The organism is Acinetobacter sp. GG23, from assembly GCF_057766365.1.
The window spans coordinates 26,452-41,238 of the sequence record NZ_JBYMDJ010000002.1 but is presented as its reverse complement, the minus strand read 5'-3'; the positions used below and the strand labels follow the sequence as shown (position 1 = coordinate 41,238).

The 14,787-nt window shown below is 41.0% G+C and carries 16 protein-coding genes and 1 pseudogene; 10 read left to right on the top strand and 7 right to left on the bottom strand.

Annotation, left to right across the window (positions count from 1 at the left end):
• Positions 1-25: 25 nt before the first annotated feature.
• A complete protein-coding gene (purE, locus tag AC3CAU_RS03290) occupies positions 26-538 on the bottom strand; it encodes a 5-(carboxyamino)imidazole ribonucleotide mutase (protein ID WP_131218111.1) in 513 nt (170 codons plus the stop codon).
• 180 nt (positions 539-718) lie between these two features.
• On the bottom strand, positions 719-1,057 hold the full coding sequence (locus AC3CAU_RS03285; RefSeq protein ID WP_447053809.1) for a DMT family protein: 339 nt from the start codon (positions 1,055-1,057) through the stop codon (positions 719-721).
• A 253-nt stretch (positions 1,058-1,310) separates the two neighbouring features.
• Here AC3CAU_RS03285 and mpl point away from each other — a divergent pair, with 253 nt between their 5' ends.
• A complete protein-coding gene (gene mpl / locus AC3CAU_RS03280; protein ID WP_447053810.1) occupies positions 1,311-2,675 on the top strand; it encodes a UDP-N-acetylmuramate:L-alanyl-gamma-D-glutamyl-meso-diaminopimelate ligase in 1,365 nt (454 codons plus the stop codon).
• Between the two features lie 41 nt (positions 2,676-2,716).
• Here mpl and AC3CAU_RS03275 read toward each other — a convergent pair whose 3' ends face one another.
• On the bottom strand, positions 2,717-3,190 hold the full coding sequence (locus tag AC3CAU_RS03275) for a BLUF domain-containing protein (protein ID WP_447053811.1): 474 nt from the start codon (positions 3,188-3,190) through the stop codon (positions 2,717-2,719).
• Positions 3,191-3,410: 220 nt separating this feature from the next.
• On the opposite strand from AC3CAU_RS03275, the gene AC3CAU_RS03270 reads away from it, so the two are divergent.
• Entirely contained in the window at positions 3,411-3,725 is a 315-nt protein-coding gene (locus AC3CAU_RS03270) for a hypothetical protein (protein ID WP_447053812.1), read from the top strand.
• A 470-nt stretch (positions 3,726-4,195) separates the two neighbouring features.
• The gene (locus tag AC3CAU_RS03265) at positions 4,196-5,278 is read left to right on the top strand and encodes a zinc-dependent alcohol dehydrogenase family protein (RefSeq protein WP_447053813.1); all 1,083 of its coding nucleotides are present in this window, start codon (positions 4,196-4,198) and stop codon (positions 5,276-5,278) included.
• 53 nt (positions 5,279-5,331) lie between these two features.
• On the opposite strand, the gene AC3CAU_RS03260 is transcribed toward AC3CAU_RS03265, so the two are convergent.
• A complete protein-coding gene (locus tag AC3CAU_RS03260; RefSeq protein WP_447053814.1) occupies positions 5,332-5,616 on the bottom strand; it encodes a GNAT family N-acetyltransferase in 285 nt (94 codons plus the stop codon).
• A gap of 52 nt (positions 5,617-5,668) precedes the next feature.
• Positions 5,669-5,953 carry a GNAT family N-acetyltransferase gene (locus AC3CAU_RS03255; RefSeq protein WP_447053815.1) on the bottom strand — a complete coding sequence of 95 codons (285 nt, stop codon included), beginning with the start codon at positions 5,951-5,953 and terminating at the stop codon, positions 5,669-5,671.
• A 173-nt stretch (positions 5,954-6,126) separates the two neighbouring features.
• On the opposite strand from AC3CAU_RS03255, the gene AC3CAU_RS03250 reads away from it, so the two are divergent.
• The 5 genes from AC3CAU_RS03250 to AC3CAU_RS03230 all read left to right on the top strand — a co-directional run bounded on the left by AC3CAU_RS03250 (position 6,127) and on the right by AC3CAU_RS03230 (position 11,291).
• On the top strand, positions 6,127-7,317 hold the full coding sequence (locus AC3CAU_RS03250) for a sugar transporter (protein WP_447053816.1): 1,191 nt from the start codon (positions 6,127-6,129) through the stop codon (positions 7,315-7,317).
• A 311-nt stretch (positions 7,318-7,628) separates the two neighbouring features.
• Positions 7,629-8,585 (top strand): TerC family protein, encoded by a 957-nt coding sequence (locus AC3CAU_RS03245; RefSeq protein WP_447053817.1) that lies wholly within the window; start codon positions 7,629-7,631, stop codon positions 8,583-8,585.
• Positions 8,586-8,791: 206 nt separating this feature from the next.
• Positions 8,792-10,108, top strand: coding sequence for a guanine deaminase (gene guaD, locus AC3CAU_RS03240; protein WP_447053818.1), 1,317 nt, complete (start codon positions 8,792-8,794; stop codon positions 10,106-10,108).
• A gap of 219 nt (positions 10,109-10,327) precedes the next feature.
• A complete protein-coding gene (gene hpt, locus AC3CAU_RS03235) occupies positions 10,328-10,855 on the top strand; it encodes a hypoxanthine phosphoribosyltransferase (RefSeq protein WP_447053819.1) in 528 nt (175 codons plus the stop codon).
• Between the two features lie 178 nt (positions 10,856-11,033).
• Entirely contained in the window at positions 11,034-11,291 is a 258-nt protein-coding gene (locus AC3CAU_RS03230) for a GlsB/YeaQ/YmgE family stress response membrane protein (RefSeq protein WP_086198927.1), read from the top strand.
• Positions 11,292-11,378: 87 nt separating this feature from the next.
• On the opposite strand, the gene AC3CAU_RS03225 is transcribed toward AC3CAU_RS03230, so the two are convergent.
• Positions 11,379-12,080 carry a DsbC family protein gene (locus AC3CAU_RS03225; RefSeq protein WP_447053820.1) on the bottom strand — a complete coding sequence of 234 codons (702 nt, stop codon included), beginning with the start codon at positions 12,078-12,080 and terminating at the stop codon, positions 11,379-11,381.
• 81 nt (positions 12,081-12,161) lie between these two features.
• Positions 12,162-13,150 (bottom strand): annotated as a pseudogene (gene dmeF, locus AC3CAU_RS03220) (CDF family Co(II)/Ni(II) efflux transporter DmeF).
• A 55-nt stretch (positions 13,151-13,205) separates the two neighbouring features.
• Here dmeF and AC3CAU_RS03215 point away from each other — a divergent pair.
• Together AC3CAU_RS03215 and AC3CAU_RS03210 are read left to right on the top strand one after the other, a co-directional pair.
• Positions 13,206-13,472, top strand: coding sequence for a metal/formaldehyde-sensitive transcriptional repressor (locus tag AC3CAU_RS03215; RefSeq protein WP_424620782.1), 267 nt, complete (start codon positions 13,206-13,208; stop codon positions 13,470-13,472).
• A gap of 120 nt (positions 13,473-13,592) precedes the next feature.
• Complete coding sequence (locus AC3CAU_RS03210) at positions 13,593-14,762, top strand: MFS transporter (protein ID WP_447053821.1); 1,170 nt, start codon at positions 13,593-13,595, stop codon at positions 14,760-14,762.
• The last annotated feature ends 25 nt before the right edge of the window (positions 14,763-14,787 follow it).

Genomic DNA, 14,787 nt, shown 5'->3' with positions numbered 1-14,787 from the left:
CGTGTGTCCCGTTTTAAGCTTGGCTTTAGATTTGACCAGGAATATTTTTGCTCGCCACTTTTTCAGTTTGCGCAGCACGGAATTGGGCAACATTTTTTGCAATTTCAGGGCGCGTTAAACCTAAAATTTGTGCTGCCATGATCGCGGCATTGGTTGCACCAGCAGGACCAATCGCCAATGTACCGACTGCGATACCTGCAGGCATTTGCACGATTGAAAGCAATGAATCGACACCATTTAGGATTGAAGATTTCACAGGTACACCTAAAACTGGTAAATCAGTTTTTGCTGCACACATACCGGGTAAATGCGCTGCACCACCAGCACCGGCAATAATCACCTGAATACCGCGCTCACGTGCTGTTTCAGCATATTCGAATAAACGGTCTGGCGTACGATGCGCAGAAACAACTTCCGCTTCAAATGGGACGCCAAGTTGTTTAAGCATATTGGCAGTGTTTTCGAGAGTTGCCCAATCAGATTGAGAACCCATGATAATTCCAACGAGAGGTTGAGTGTCTGCAGCAGCCGCATTCATTGCAAATATTCCATAAACGGATGTAAGGAAGGATAAATCTCGACAAGTGCCAAGCTTTAAATGAATTACAAGCCCGATATTATAGACTGATTTTTCATCTCACCAAAATTTAACCGCTCAAGCGGCTGGATATTTTCCATCTTTTTTATATAAATTAGTAAAAATAGGGCAGTGGTCAGTTTATTGACTACGAAAGACAAAATATACACAACCTAAAAGACACAATCCCGCCCATAAATAATCCAGTTTAAAAGGCTGCTTAAACAGAAAAATCATAAAAGGCACAAACACCAGTAACGTCACCACTTCTTGGGTAATTTTCATTTGCCCCACCGCCCAGCCTTGTTGTGCAAGCAATCGAGTAGCAGGAATCATAAAACTGTATTCGAGCAGGGCAACCACCCAGCCAAATAAAATCGCTTGCCAAAGCGGGGCACCATGTAAAAACTTCAAATGACCATACCAAGCCAAAGTCATAAAACAGTTAGAAATAATTAAAAGCAGTAGCGGAAATAACATAGTCAATTTTTCTAAATTAATCGTGAATATTTTACGTTTTTCCACTAAAAAAGCATGTCATTTCATCCTTGATTTTTCCAGCAAACCATAGGCTTATAACAGCGACATAGAACGTATGATGCAATCCTATGAATAGATACAAGAAAGACTATCTTTTCCGCAAAACCCTTGATATCGTTGCTTTCAAATTGAATCAATAATGACACCACCAACACCAAAGTGATGTGTCAAAAAAGCAGTGGAGTTAAAACGAATGCATCTGCATATTTTGGGTATCTGTGGCACCTTTATGGGTTCACTCGCATTATTAGCACGTGATTTAGGACATAAGGTGACGGGTTCAGATGCGAACGTCTATCCACCCATGTCGACCCAACTGGAAAATGCAGGTATTACCTTAATGCAAGGCTATGACCGTAGCCATTTGCAGCCGCATCCAGATTTGGTAATTGTCGGCAATGCCATGAAACGTGGCATTGATGCTGTGGAATATATGCTGAATGAAGGTCTTCCTTATATTTCAGGTCCGCAATTTTTGGCAGACCACGTTTTACAAGGTAAACATGTGCTTGGCGTTGCAGGAACACACGGTAAAACCACAACCACAACGATGCTGGCGTGGGTACTTGATCAGGCCGGTTTAAACCCGGGTTTCCTGATTGGTGGCGTACCGCTCGGTTTTAGTGAAAGTGCACGTTTAGGCGGCGGCAAATACTTCTGTGTAGAAGCAGATGAATATGATTCTGCCTTTTTCGACAAGCGTTCCAAGTTTGTACATTACCATCCTAAAACTGCGATTTTAAATAATCTCGAATTTGACCATGCCGATATCTTTGATGATCTGGCTGCGATTCAAAAACAGTTCCATCATCTGGTACGTACCATTCCAAGTGAAGGCCGCATTATTGCCCCAATTACTGAAACCAATATTGATGAAGTTTTAGACATGGGCTGCTGGACACCTGTGGTTCGCACTTCATTAGATACCAATGAAAAAGCAGCATTATCTGCCGAGCAACTTTCTGCAGATGGTTCACACTTTAAAGTACTAGAAGATGGTGTAGTCAAAGGCATTGTTAAATGGAATATGACCGGGCAGCACAGTGTTGCCAATGCCTTGGCGACCATTGCTGCAGCTGAGCATGTCGGTGTATCCATTGAAACTGCATGTGAAGCACTTTCAAACTTTGGCGGTGTAAAACGCCGTATGGAATTGCTGGACACTGTGAAAGGTATTGAAGTTTATGATGACTTTGCCCACCATCCTACAGCCATTGAAACCACTTTAGACGGTGCGCGTAAACGCTTAGGTGAACGTAAGCTTTGGGCGATTATTGAACCGCGTTCAAATACCATGCGTATGGGTAGCCATAAAGACGGTTTGGCGCATTCCGCACGTTTGGCTGATGAAGTGATCTGGTATCAACCGGAAGGTTTGGACTGGGATTTACAGCCGGTCATTGATGCAGCCCAGAACAAAGCCATTGTGGTCCGTACACTGGATGACATCATCAAAACTGTGGCTCAAGAGGCAGGCGAGGGCGATGCTGTGGTGATTATGTCGAATGGTGGCTTTGGTGGTTTACATCAGAAGTTGATTAGTGCTTTAAAAGCCTAGATGTTGAAATATTAAAAGCCCACATCATGTGGGCTTTTTATTTAAAAATAATTTTGATAGCCTCGGTTTTTTATACCTACCTTGGCTTTTGTCACATGTCCGCTTTCTTCCATTTTTAACAGTAAATCGAGAAACTGGTTAATTTGCTGATGATTCAATTGATGGGGCAAGAATTTATCTAAACCCATTTTCTTAAACAGAGTGGTGATTTTCCCATGCTGATTGACATATTTCATCGACCATTGCTTGAAGTGAATTTCTTCAATAGCATGATCTGGAAAACGGTGAATCTGATTATGACGAGCATCCTCTGAAATTTGTGCAAATAGCTTTTCTAGCTGACTTTGTTCACCCTGCAAACATTGAAAATAAATGCCTTCTGCATAGTAAAGTACGCCATAAATCGCTTGCGCCTGATTAAAAGCACGCGCGGTAGCCAAAATGTCGCTTAAATCCTGTAATAAATCATTATCATATTCGACACGGCTACTGGCATAGCACAATTGGGTGAGCATAAAGCACCTATAAGTATTGGTGTGAGTTTTAAATTGCTTATCTGCCACACAGGTTAATTTTTAAAGTTTAACTCAAGACAATAATGGTCATTTTTTAATCAAATGTAATTTCTTTCTTACACATAGCATAGCTTAAACTAACTTATTTTTTACCATTCGGTGTATTAAAATTGATTTAGCTAAATCAAAACAAATAATTATCTAAAATCAGGGGAAAAGCATGTTAAAAAAACTTTTCATCACGATGGGATTAGTTTGTAGCTACTTAAGCCTAATCATTATCCTACATCGTAATGGTATTGAAGAGATGCTGAACATTGCTATTTGTTCAGGCCTTCTTGGGATTACACTTAAAATTTGGGTTCAAAATACTCTGTATATCTATTCTAGTTTAGGTGTCTTGGCCTTATGTTTTTTCTCGGTCCAAGAATATGCCATGTTGGAAATGATGCTGATGACCTCAGTGCTGGGTATGGTTTTAACCCAACTTATCCAATCTCAGAACCTGCTTTTTAATAAAACCCAATCCTTATAAATGTTTCTAAGATTGGTTCAGCTTTTAGTCATTAAACAACAATTACACCATGCAGATGTTAAAACTTAACATCTGCAAAGCTGATCTCTGGTTTAAAACTATACTCGTCAAAAGACCACATTAGGATCATTTTTATCAGCTTGTCCCTTTCTTATAAACACGCAGAAATAAAATTCTGCATTGATCATTTTTATCTTGAATCATTTAAATCTGCATTCAAATCAGATCATTCTGTAAGCAAAGCTGTCCAAGTAATGACTTCGTCACTGAGTGTTGATAGCTTAGATAGATAAGCTCTGTGTATTTATGCTCAATGCTTCAATGTCCTATTAATACAGCAGAGGCTCTGATCAACTGTTTTCCTCTCATCCTTGTTTAATTTTCATTTATTTAAATGTTTTTCCTTAATTTTTTAAAGAGAAAATTTACTCCATAGCATGTACGAGAGGGAATGGAAAAGGAATAAGCTGATGACAACAATGAAAGCAATGGTCTACTACGGCGAAAATGATATCCGCTTTGAAGAGCGCCCAATTCCCCAGATTATTAATCCCGACGATGCCGTGGTCCGGGTCACCAAAACCACCATTTGCGGTACCGATTTAGGCATATGGAAAGGTAAAAATCCTGAAATACAGGAACATGCCAAAACCATAAGCGGGCAATTTAATGGCCGCATTTTAGGTCATGAAGGCATCGGAATTATTGAAGAAGTCGGTTCCGCCGTCAAAAATTTCAAAAAAGGCGATCGGGTGATTATCTCCTGTATTAGCCGCTGTGGAACCTGTGAAAACTGTCAGAAACAACTTTATGCGCACTGCCAGAATGGCGGGGGCTGGATTATGGGTTACATGATTGATGGTAGCCACGCAGAATATGTGCGTACTCCCTTTGCCGATACCTCGCTTTACCCATTACCTGAAGGTTTAAATGAAGACGTGGCGGTATTTTTATCCGATGTATTGCCGACCTCGCATGAAATTGGCGTGCGCTATGGCGACGTCAAACCTGGCGATAGTATTGCCATTATCGGCATGGGACCGATTGGTACGGGCTGCTTGCTGACTGCACAATTCTATTCACCTTCCACCATTATTGCTGTAGATACTGATGATCACCGTTTAGCGCTGGCCAAAGAATTGGGTGCAACACACACCATCAACTCCATGCAGGAAGATGCGATTCAGCGCATCTTAGACATTACCGACGGGAGAGGGGTAGATTGTGCGATAGAAGCGGTCGGTGCAGAACCCACCTGGAATATTTGTCAGAATGTGGTTAAAGAAGGCGGACATCTGGCCAATGTCGGGGTGCATGGTAAAGCAGTGAATTTCGAAATCAACAAGTTATGGATTAAAAACCTGACCATTACCACCGGTCTGGTCAATGCCAATACTACCGGCATGCTACTTAAAACCTGCTGTTCTGGAAAATTACCGATGGAAAAACTGGCATCGCATCATTTTAAATTTAATGAATTTGAGAAAGCCTATGATGTGTTTAAACATGCTGCAGACCAGAAAGCAATGAAAGTCATCATTGAAGGGCAATAGTTTAAAAACATCAAAAAGCCCAGTATTTGGGCTTTTTTCAATCTATTTAAAAGCTAAGCTCTGACGTCTGCGAAGCTTTTATCGCGTCTAAACATTACATCGACATAAGAACAGGTTGGTACAATTTTCAATCTTTTTTGACGGGCAAACTCCGCCAATACATCCAGCAACTGCCGTGCAACGCCGTGTCCACGCAAAGCATCATCTACCCAGGTATGATTGGCAATAATTTTATGCTCACCACTCCATATATAACTGATTTCTGCAATCCGTTGACCTGCATCATTCAAAGTAAAAAATTCACCCTGTTGGCCGTTATCATTATGTTGAAATTGCATTGCTAGCCCTCACTTTTTTATTTGACTGAAATCAGAATACGTTAAAAATAGATTATTTTAAAACATCGTGAATAGAGGAATCTTTATCAAAAACTGACTTTGCAAAAGGGCAGAGTGGAATAATTTTAACCTTTTTTTGACGTGCCCATGCCACCGCACGATCCAGTAATTTTTTGCCTATCCCTTGTCCACGCAGCGAATCGTCTACATCGGTATGCTCAATAATAAAAACACTTTCACCGGCCCAGGTGTAGACCATCTCCGCTAGATGCTGATGATTGTCACCGATATAAAATTCACCTTTTTTGCCATCATCTTCGTGCTTAATTTCCAACATTTTTATTCTCTCATTCAGGTGAATATAAATAAACATGCCATAAATAGCTGCGCAATAGTGTTAAGTTTTTTGTTGTTTCTATCAATGCTGAGCACATTTCATCCTGAGGATTAAACTTAACAAGTTTAGGATTTAAGCCTAAACTTTAACGCTACTTATCAAATTATCTGACTATGTCATCCCTATCTTCTGAAATACCACTCAATCCGACCCGGCAATGGATTTGTGTGATCACTTTAGCTTTTGCAGCCTTTATTTTTAATACCACTGAATTTATTCCTGTGGCCTTGCTCAGCGATATTGGTCACAGTTTCAATATGCCTGCCACCGATGTCGGGATCATGATTACCATTTATGCGTGGGTGGTTGCCCCGATCTCATTACCGATGATGCTGATGACGCGAAATGTCGAACGACGTTTTTTACTGATCGCGTTATTTGTTGTGTTTATTCTGAGTCATGGCCTATCGTATTTCGCATGGAATTTTAAGGTGTTGTTGGCCAGCCGAATCGGGATTGCATTTTCCCATGCACTATTCTGGTCAATTACTGCATCCTTAGCGGTACGGGTGGCTCCAAAAGGTAAAGAATTTCAGGCGTTGGGTTTACTCGCGACAGGTACCGCATTGGCAATGGTGTTGGGTATTCCTTTTGGTCGCATGATTGGCGAAGCCTATGGCTGGCGCAATACTTTTGCCTTAATTGCACTTGGTGCAGCCGTCATCTGCCTTACCTTGGCCAAAACCCTACCGAAACTGCCCAGTGTCAATTCAGGTTCACTGAAAAGTATTGGCATCTTATTTAAACGTCCAAGCTTGGTGATGGTGTTTGGATTAACCATTCTCATCATTACTGCACAATTTACCGCTTATAGTTATATCGAACCCTTTACCCTGAATATTGCCCATTTTAGTTCCTCGCAAACCACCAGTTTATTGCTCATCTATGGCGGTGCCGGATTTATTGGTTCTTTTCTGTTTGGTAAATTTGGCAACCGGTATCCAAAACTTGCGATTCCTTTAAGCTGTGCTTTACTCGCCATTTCCATGTTGCTGTTACTGCCACTGGCGCAAGGTTTTATTGGCCTGAGTACGCTCAGCTTATTTTGGGGTATGAGCATTATTTGCTTTAGCCTGGCATTGCAAGCCAAAACCCTGAACCTCGCTTCAGATGCCACCGATGTCGCCATGGCGATTTATTCAGGTCTATATAATGTCGGTATTGGAGGTGGCGCATTGCTGGGTGGCATAGTGACTGCGAGTTTTGGTTTAAGCCAGATTGGCATGGCAGGTGGTTTAATTGCCTTAGTCGGTACCCTGTTGGCACTCATTTTGGTGCAGCGCCGTGACTTCATTAAAGTGTAATTAAGCTAGATAAAATTTGCACAATTCATATAAATATGCGATTCTTCAGCCACATTTGGATTAGATCCAAAACAAAATTGAGTTGAACAAGGGGAGTAGCCTCCTCCAAGCGTCCTTAGAAGCAATTCTGGTGGACGTGTCAGAATATCGTCATTACACTTTGCAAAAAGTCGGTATCTGAGCATCTGAAATTACAAAATATTGGTATTCAGATGTAGGCAAGACCTTGATCATGTTGACACAGATGTTTAAATCATCTGGCAACAGGTCAAGGTTTTTTTATGGCCAGTTGTCGGGTGTGGAGATTTTTTATGGAATCCATCGGCAACCCTGGGTTGTATCTGGCATTTTTTGTGATGGTGGCAATCATGCTCATCATCGACTTCATTGGTTTTAAGCACAAAGAAGACCAGCCCGTTAAAATTAAGTCAGCGGCCTACTGGAGCATTGCCTGGGTCAGTGTTTCCATGCTGTTTGCAGGCGGTTTATGGCTTTATTTACAGCAAACGGCGGGTATTGCTTTAGCCAATCAAAAGACCATGGAATATTTTGCCGGTTATCTGTTAGAGAAATCACTGGCAATTGATAATGTATTTGTCTGGCTGATGATTTTTGCTGCCTTCGCCATCCCTCCGGCATTACAACGTAAAGTGCTGCTGTATGGCGTACTCGGTGCCATTATTTTACGTACCATCTTTATTTTTATTGGTGCATGGTTCGTTCAAGAATTTTCTTGGATTCTGTATATTTTCGGTGCCTTTCTGGTCTATACCGGCTTTAAGTTTCTTAAAGGTCATGAAGAAAACCCGAATATTGAAGATATGGCCTTACTCAAGTGGTTACGCAAACGTATGCGTATTACGCCGCATCTAGATGGCCATAACTTCTTCGTGCGTCAAAACGGGGTGTTATGGGCAACGCCATTATTCCTGGTGTTGATTTTGGTTGAAGCATCCGATGTTATTTTCGCGGTGGATTCTATTCCGGCTATTTTTGCAGTGACCAGTGATCCCTTTATTGTGTTAACCGCAAACTTAATGGCGATTTTAGGCTTGCGTGCCATGTTCTTCTTACTGGCAGGTGCGGCATCTAAAATGCATTATTTACCCTATGGTCTCGGGATTATCCTGCTGTTTATTGGTTTCAAAATGCTAATGCTCGATGTGTTCCATATGCCAATCTGGATTTCACTTGGCTTTATTGTGATTGTACTGGCAATTACCACCTGGTTATCGATTCGATATAACAAGAAGCAAGAGCAACTGTAATTTTCAAATAAAATGATTAAGCCTTTCATCTTTGAGATGGAAGGCTTTTTTATTGCATCTATTATAATTTATGAGCACTTTTTCCAATCCTAAATATCAGGTTTAATTTATAGGACAGGGGCAGGCTTAAAACTGAGGGGATGGGGTTTAAAGGAAAAAATTCAGGTACAATCAATCGAAAAAATGAGAAATTAAAAGGTTAATGCATGTCTCCTCTTCAGGCTCAACGCGCCGTTCGTGGTCGCTTTCTTGATATTCAACACACTGTCACCCAAGCCTCCGATATCCCTCAAGCGATTCGTTATATTGAAGATGGTTTGCTCATCACTAGCGCTGGAAAAATCACCTGGTTTGGAACATGGCAAGAGGGGCAACATGTACTAAATGAAAATACGGATCTTGAGCATTATCCTGAACAGTTGATTGTGCCGGGCTTCATTGATACCCATATTCATTTCCCGCAAACCGAGATGGTCGGTGCGTATGGAGAACAGTTATTAGAATGGCTCGACACCTATACTTTTCCAACCGAATTACAGTTTAAAGATAAAGCTTATGCCGACAAAATCGCGCAATTTTTTGTGCAGGAATTATTAAAAAACGGCACCACCACTGCCTTGGTGTTTTGTACAGTCCATGCTGAATCGGTCGATGCCTTATTTGAAGCTGCAGAACAGCAGCAAATGCGTTTGATTGCCGGCAAGGTAATGATGGACCGTCATGCACCTGAAGATCTGTGTGACACAGCAGAAAGTGCTTATCAGGACTCTAAGGCGCTGATTGAAAAATGGCACGGCAAAGGCCGTAACCTGTATGCGATTACCCCGCGTTTTGCACCGACTTCTACACCCGAACAACTTGCTCGGGCAGGAGAGCTGAAAGCTGAATATCCAGATGCCTATGTACATACTCATTTAAGTGAAAACAAGAATGAAATTGCTTGGGTCAAAGCGCTATTTCCAGAACAAAAAGGCTATCTGGATGTCTATCATCACTATGGCTTAACAGGGCAGCGCTCGGTCTTTGCCCATTGCGTGCATTTAGAAGAAGCTGAATGGGACTGTATGCACCAGACCAACTCGGCGATTGCCTTTTGCCCCACCTCCAACCTATTCTTGGGCAGTGGTTTATTTCCCTTGAAAAAAACCTGGGAAAAACAGGTCAAAGTCGGCTTAGGCACAGACATAGGTGCGGGCACTTCATTTAACCAGCTGCAAACCTTAAATGAAGCCTACAAAGTCCAACAACTTCAGGGCGATAAACTCTCGGCATTTGAGTCCTTGTATCACGCCACTTTGGGGGGAGCAAAAGCTTTAGATCTGGACGATAAACTGGGGAACTTTAACCTGGGTAAAGAAGCCGACTTTATTGTGCTGGATTTAAAAGCCACAGCACTGCAGGCATTGCGTCAAGAACGTACTAAAGGTATAGAAGATGCTTTATTTGCCCTAATGACCATGGGCGATGATCGTAATATCCATGCCACTTATATTTATGGAGAAGCGGTATATGTCAAAGCATAAGACCACAACAATATCCCGTAAAAAGATATTCTTGCTGATTGGAATAGGCCTGTTTTGTGCGGTACTACTTAAGCGTGATAGCGCACAGCTCAAGGCTTGATACACTTTCAGGCGCAAAAAAGATGCATCTCTTGAGCAGATGTATTAAAATTAAAACATCTTTTGAGGTGTTGCTGGTCAACACCTTTTTTATTTTGATCTGCTTTTAGGTATCTACCCATGACCGTTCAAATGAGCGTAATGATCTCAACTGAAGAAATTCATGCGAAAGTCAAAGAGCTTGGTGCAAAAATTGATGCTCACTATGCCAATAGTGACAAAGAACTTGTTTTGATTGGTTTACTTCGTGGTTCAGTTATTTTTATGGCTGATTTATGTCGCGCAATTAGCAAACCGCATGAACTCGACTTTATGACGGTATCAAGTTACGGTGGCGGTACAGTTTCAAGTCGTGATGTTAAAATTTTAAAAGACCTGGACGGCGAAATTCGCGGTAAAGATGTTCTGATTGTTGAAGATATTATTGATTCAGGCAATACCCTGAGTAAAGTACTGGAAATTTTGAGCACCCGTAGCCCAAATTCTATTGAACTGTGTACTTTAATCAGTAAACCTTCACGTCGTGAAATTGACCTTGAAGTGAAATTTTTAGGCTTTGAAGTAGAGGATAAGTTTATTGTCGGTTACGGCTTAGACTATGACCAGAAATATCGTCACATTCCATTTATTGGTGAAATTGGTCTTTAAGACTGATCTCCTATATTTAAAGTGGCCCCAGGCCACTTTTTTATGCACTGGATTTAATCCTAAACAAAAAAACAACAGTTTTTAGCAGGACTCAACTGTTTCCTTTTGCATAAATGATTAATTATAAAAATGAAAGCGTAATGAAAAGATATAAACAAACGATAAATGGAGAAGACATATGTGGACACTTATAGTTGCCATCGTAGTAGGTTTTATTGCAGGCTTAATTGCGCGTGCTATTCATCCTGGAAATGATAAATCAGGATTTATTGTGACCACCTTGTTGGGTATTGCAGGTTCTTTACTAGCGACTTACGGTGGACGTTTACTCGGCCTTTACGATGAAAACTCAGCAGCAGGCTTTATTGCTTCCGTGATCGGCGCTCTCATTATTTTGTTCATTTATAATATGGTCACTAAAAAATCACGCGTTTAAATGTTGATTTAAAATAATCAATGTTACCGTTAAAAAAAGCACCTGATCAGGTGCTTTTTTTATGCTTTTATTGGTCAATTACGATGTTTATAAACCTAATTCTTTCCAAATTTGTTGAATTTCTTGCGCAGAACGAACACCCATTACTTTAAAACCGTTAGAGAAAACAATTGCGGGAGTTCCATTTAGACCTAAAGATTTGCCCAAACTCAAATTACGCTCAATCGGGTTGGCACAGCTTTTATTCGAACTAGGTTGTATACCTTTACTGATCAGATTTGACCAGGCCAAGGCGGAATCTTTTTCACAAAACACTTGTTTGGAAACAGCAATAGACTGGGTTTTGATTGGATAAATAAAAGTATAAATAGTGACATCATTTAACTTGTTTATTTCAGCCTCAAGTTGTTTGCAATATGGGCAATTTGGGTCAGAAAAGATTGCGATCTGGCGTTTACCATTACCTCGTACACTTTTTACTGCATCCTGCAAAGGCAGTTTTTTCCATTCAATACTGTTCTGCTCAAGCACTAAATCTTTGGTCAAATTTTTCTGATCACTTAATCGGTACATTGAACCAACCAGAATATGTTGTGCATCTTCCCCCAAATACACTACTTGACCATCCATTGAACCGCTATAAATGCCTTTCATCTCGGTGGTTTGAATGTTTTCAATCTTCAATTTAGGATGTTGCTTACCCAGGTTAGTTTTAACCGTATCAACATTTGCCAAAGTTAAGCTGGAAATAAAACTAACCAAGGCGAATGCCAATGTTTTTTTAATCATCTGTTTTGCTCATTGCTTCAAAATCTTTCCTGTTGATTCTACTCAAAAACTAGCCAGATAATCTTAAAATTTTAGCTGCCCTTACGCAAAGCACACATATTCGCTCCTATAGGTTTCACGTGGAACATGAACCTGATTTACAGCGGATTTATTTCCACCGACACATGCACAATTTCGTCATGAATAGAAAGTGCTTCACGAACTTGGTCGGCATTCAAGTTGGAATCGGTGGCTAAGGCCAAAATACAGGAAAATTTGCCTTTGCCGACTTTCCAGACGTGTAGGTCAGTAATTTCTACCAGCGCAAACTCTGCAATCACTTTGCGAATTTCCTCAACCACAGGATGATCCATCTCTGCATCGAGTAAGGTTTTCCCTGTCTCTTTGATCAGACCAATCGCCCATTTTGCCACCAGAATTGAACCGACAATCCCCAAGAGTGCATCCAGAAAACCCCATCCCAAATATTTGGCAGCAAACAACGCAATAATCGCAAATACAGAAGTCACCGCATCTGCTACTACATGCATAAAGGCGGCTTTCTGGTTTAAATCATGGTGGTGATGTTCATGTTGCTGTTCATTTTCATGATGGTGATGGTGATGGTGATGGTGATGGTGATCATCATGCAGCAACCATGCACAGATTAAATTAATCACCAAACCTAAAATGGCAATTGGAATGGCCTGGTTATAATGAATGTCTATGGGATTTATTAGTCGTTCTATTGATTGGAACGCCATAAGTATCGCCACCACCATCAATAAGATCGCGCTGCTATATCCGGCTAAAATTTCAATTTTCCAGGTGCCAAAACTAAAACGGCTATCTTCTGCATAATGACGTGCAGAACGATAGGCAAAATAAGCCAGTCCCAAGGCCAGCATATGTGAACTCATGTGCCAACCATCGGCAAGCAATGCCATAGAGTTGTAAATCCATCCTCCAATCACTTCTAATAGCATCATCACTGCCGTTAGAATAGTGGCCCATAGAATGCGTTTTTGGGCGAGGGGATTACCTTCATCAAACTGATGAGCGTGTGTTCTGGTCAATGGGGGTTTTTGCATAATCTTAATGCTTAAATATACTCCCCCGTAGTATATTTATTTTTGGAGAGTTGTGTTGGGTCATTTACATCAAGACAAGAAAATTCAGAATCGAGTCAAACGTTTACAAGGGCAAATGAACGCCGTAGAGCAAGCCTTAAACAGCCCTGAGCATTCATGTATTACGGTATTACAGCAAGTCGCTGCCATTAAAGGCGCCGTGAATGGTCTAATGAATGAATTGATCGAATCACATTTACGTCATCACGTGATTGGTGAACAGACTGAAATTAATGAACAGGAACTTACTGAATTTTTAAAATTATTAAAGCGTTATAGTTAAATGATTTACATCTTCTAAATTGACCTCTGAGGCTGATAAGAATTAATCTATAGCTCTTCTTTTCCTCTGTAAATATTCGCTATTTTTCACATAATCTAGCGGCTGTTTCTGTGACCCTACATGACGACTCAACAATCATGGCGACCATTTTTAATGGTCAGCCTGGCACTTTGTATTGGAACCATTGGAACTGCGCTTGCTAGTCCCTTATATCCGATCTATCAAGAGCTGTGGCATTTATTACCCAGCCATATTACTTATATCTTTGTCGCCTATATGTTCGGCTGTCTGGCGACCTTGTTATTTTTAGGCCGAACCAGCAACAGTTTTGGATTTCTACGTACATTACAAATTGGTATCGTGTTTGTGATATTGGGTTTAGCGCTTTCCTCTGTTGCATCGAATGCACTTTGGCTGGGATTAGGTCGCTTTATTATTGGAATCGCCTCCGGACTGATCAGCACCTCTGCAATGCTCGGGTTAATTACCACTATTCCAGACAGTCATAAGCAAAATGCACCGCAATTAAGTTCTATCATTACCGTGATTGGTTTTGGACTAGGACCATTTATTGGTGGGCTGATTGCCCAGTTCTCTAGCCAGCCTTTAGTTACCCCTTATTTACCGGTTATTGTCGCTGCGGTTTTATGTTTTTTTGGTTTATTTCTGGTTAAAGTCCGACAATTTAAAGCCCAACCTTTTTCAATCGCACCGCATTTAGAAATGCCTGCAGTCCAACATCAAGCCTTGTTCTTTATTGCCGGTTTCACTGCATTTAGTGCTTTTGGAGCATTTAGCTTATTTGCCTCGCTTTCCCCATCTTTTGTGAAAAATCTGATTCCATGGCATGGACCTCTGGTCAGTGGCTCAGCCATTGCCAGCATTTTAATGGTTTCCGCCATCGTACAATTTCTTGCTAAAAATTTGCCTGCTGGCAAAAGCCTGAATTTAGGACTGATAACGCTCGTGCTCAGCTTTATTTTACTGGGCTTATGTATGAGTATGCAGTGGAGCATTTTGTTCTTTATCAGCGATATTTTGGTCGGTGTAGGACATGGATTTGGCTTGATGGGGGCATTCGGTTTAATTCACCAGATGACCACGACCGATAATCGTGCTGCAGTAATGTCGACCTATTTGTTTATTGGTTACTTAGGCACGATTATACCGATTATTGCAGTAGGTTATTTAGCCGATCATTTTGGTTTAATGCTGGGTGTTTTAGGATTCTGCCTAGGGGTTGGTTTACTGTGTCTTGCACTGATAGTTTGGCATAAGAAAATTGCTTAAAGAAAAGCCCTCAATTGAGGGCTTT

Bases quoted from the DNA above. Each gene is read 5' to 3' on its own strand.
- purE (WP_131218111.1), bottom strand. From the start codon at position 538: ATGAATGCGGCTGCTGCAGACACTCAACCTCTCGTTGGAATTATCATG.
- AC3CAU_RS03285 (WP_447053809.1), bottom strand. From the start codon at position 1,057: ATGTTATTTCCGCTACTGCTTTTAATTATTTCTAACTGTTTTATGACT.
- mpl (WP_447053810.1), top strand. From the start codon at position 1,311: ATGCATCTGCATATTTTGGGTATCTGTGGCACCTTTATGGGTTCACTC.
- AC3CAU_RS03275 (WP_447053811.1), bottom strand. From the start codon at position 3,190: ATGCTCACCCAATTGTGCTATGCCAGTAGCCGTGTCGAATATGATAAT.
- AC3CAU_RS03270 (WP_447053812.1), top strand. From the start codon at position 3,411: ATGTTAAAAAAACTTTTCATCACGATGGGATTAGTTTGTAGCTACTTA.
- AC3CAU_RS03265 (WP_447053813.1), top strand. From the start codon at position 4,196: ATGACAACAATGAAAGCAATGGTCTACTACGGCGAAAATGATATCCGC.
- AC3CAU_RS03260 (WP_447053814.1), bottom strand. From the start codon at position 5,616: ATGCAATTTCAACATAATGATAACGGCCAACAGGGTGAATTTTTTACT.
- AC3CAU_RS03255 (WP_447053815.1), bottom strand. From the start codon at position 5,953: ATGTTGGAAATTAAGCACGAAGATGATGGCAAAAAAGGTGAATTTTAT.
- AC3CAU_RS03250 (WP_447053816.1), top strand. From the start codon at position 6,127: ATGTCATCCCTATCTTCTGAAATACCACTCAATCCGACCCGGCAATGG.
- AC3CAU_RS03245 (WP_447053817.1), top strand. From the start codon at position 7,629: ATGGAATCCATCGGCAACCCTGGGTTGTATCTGGCATTTTTTGTGATG.
- guaD (WP_447053818.1), top strand. From the start codon at position 8,792: ATGTCTCCTCTTCAGGCTCAACGCGCCGTTCGTGGTCGCTTTCTTGAT.
- hpt (WP_447053819.1), top strand. From the start codon at position 10,328: ATGACCGTTCAAATGAGCGTAATGATCTCAACTGAAGAAATTCATGCG.
- AC3CAU_RS03230 (WP_086198927.1), top strand. From the start codon at position 11,034: ATGTGGACACTTATAGTTGCCATCGTAGTAGGTTTTATTGCAGGCTTA.
- AC3CAU_RS03225 (WP_447053820.1), bottom strand. From the start codon at position 12,080: ATGATTAAAAAAACATTGGCATTCGCCTTGGTTAGTTTTATTTCCAGC.
- AC3CAU_RS03210 (WP_447053821.1), top strand. From the start codon at position 13,593: ATGACGACTCAACAATCATGGCGACCATTTTTAATGGTCAGCCTGGCA.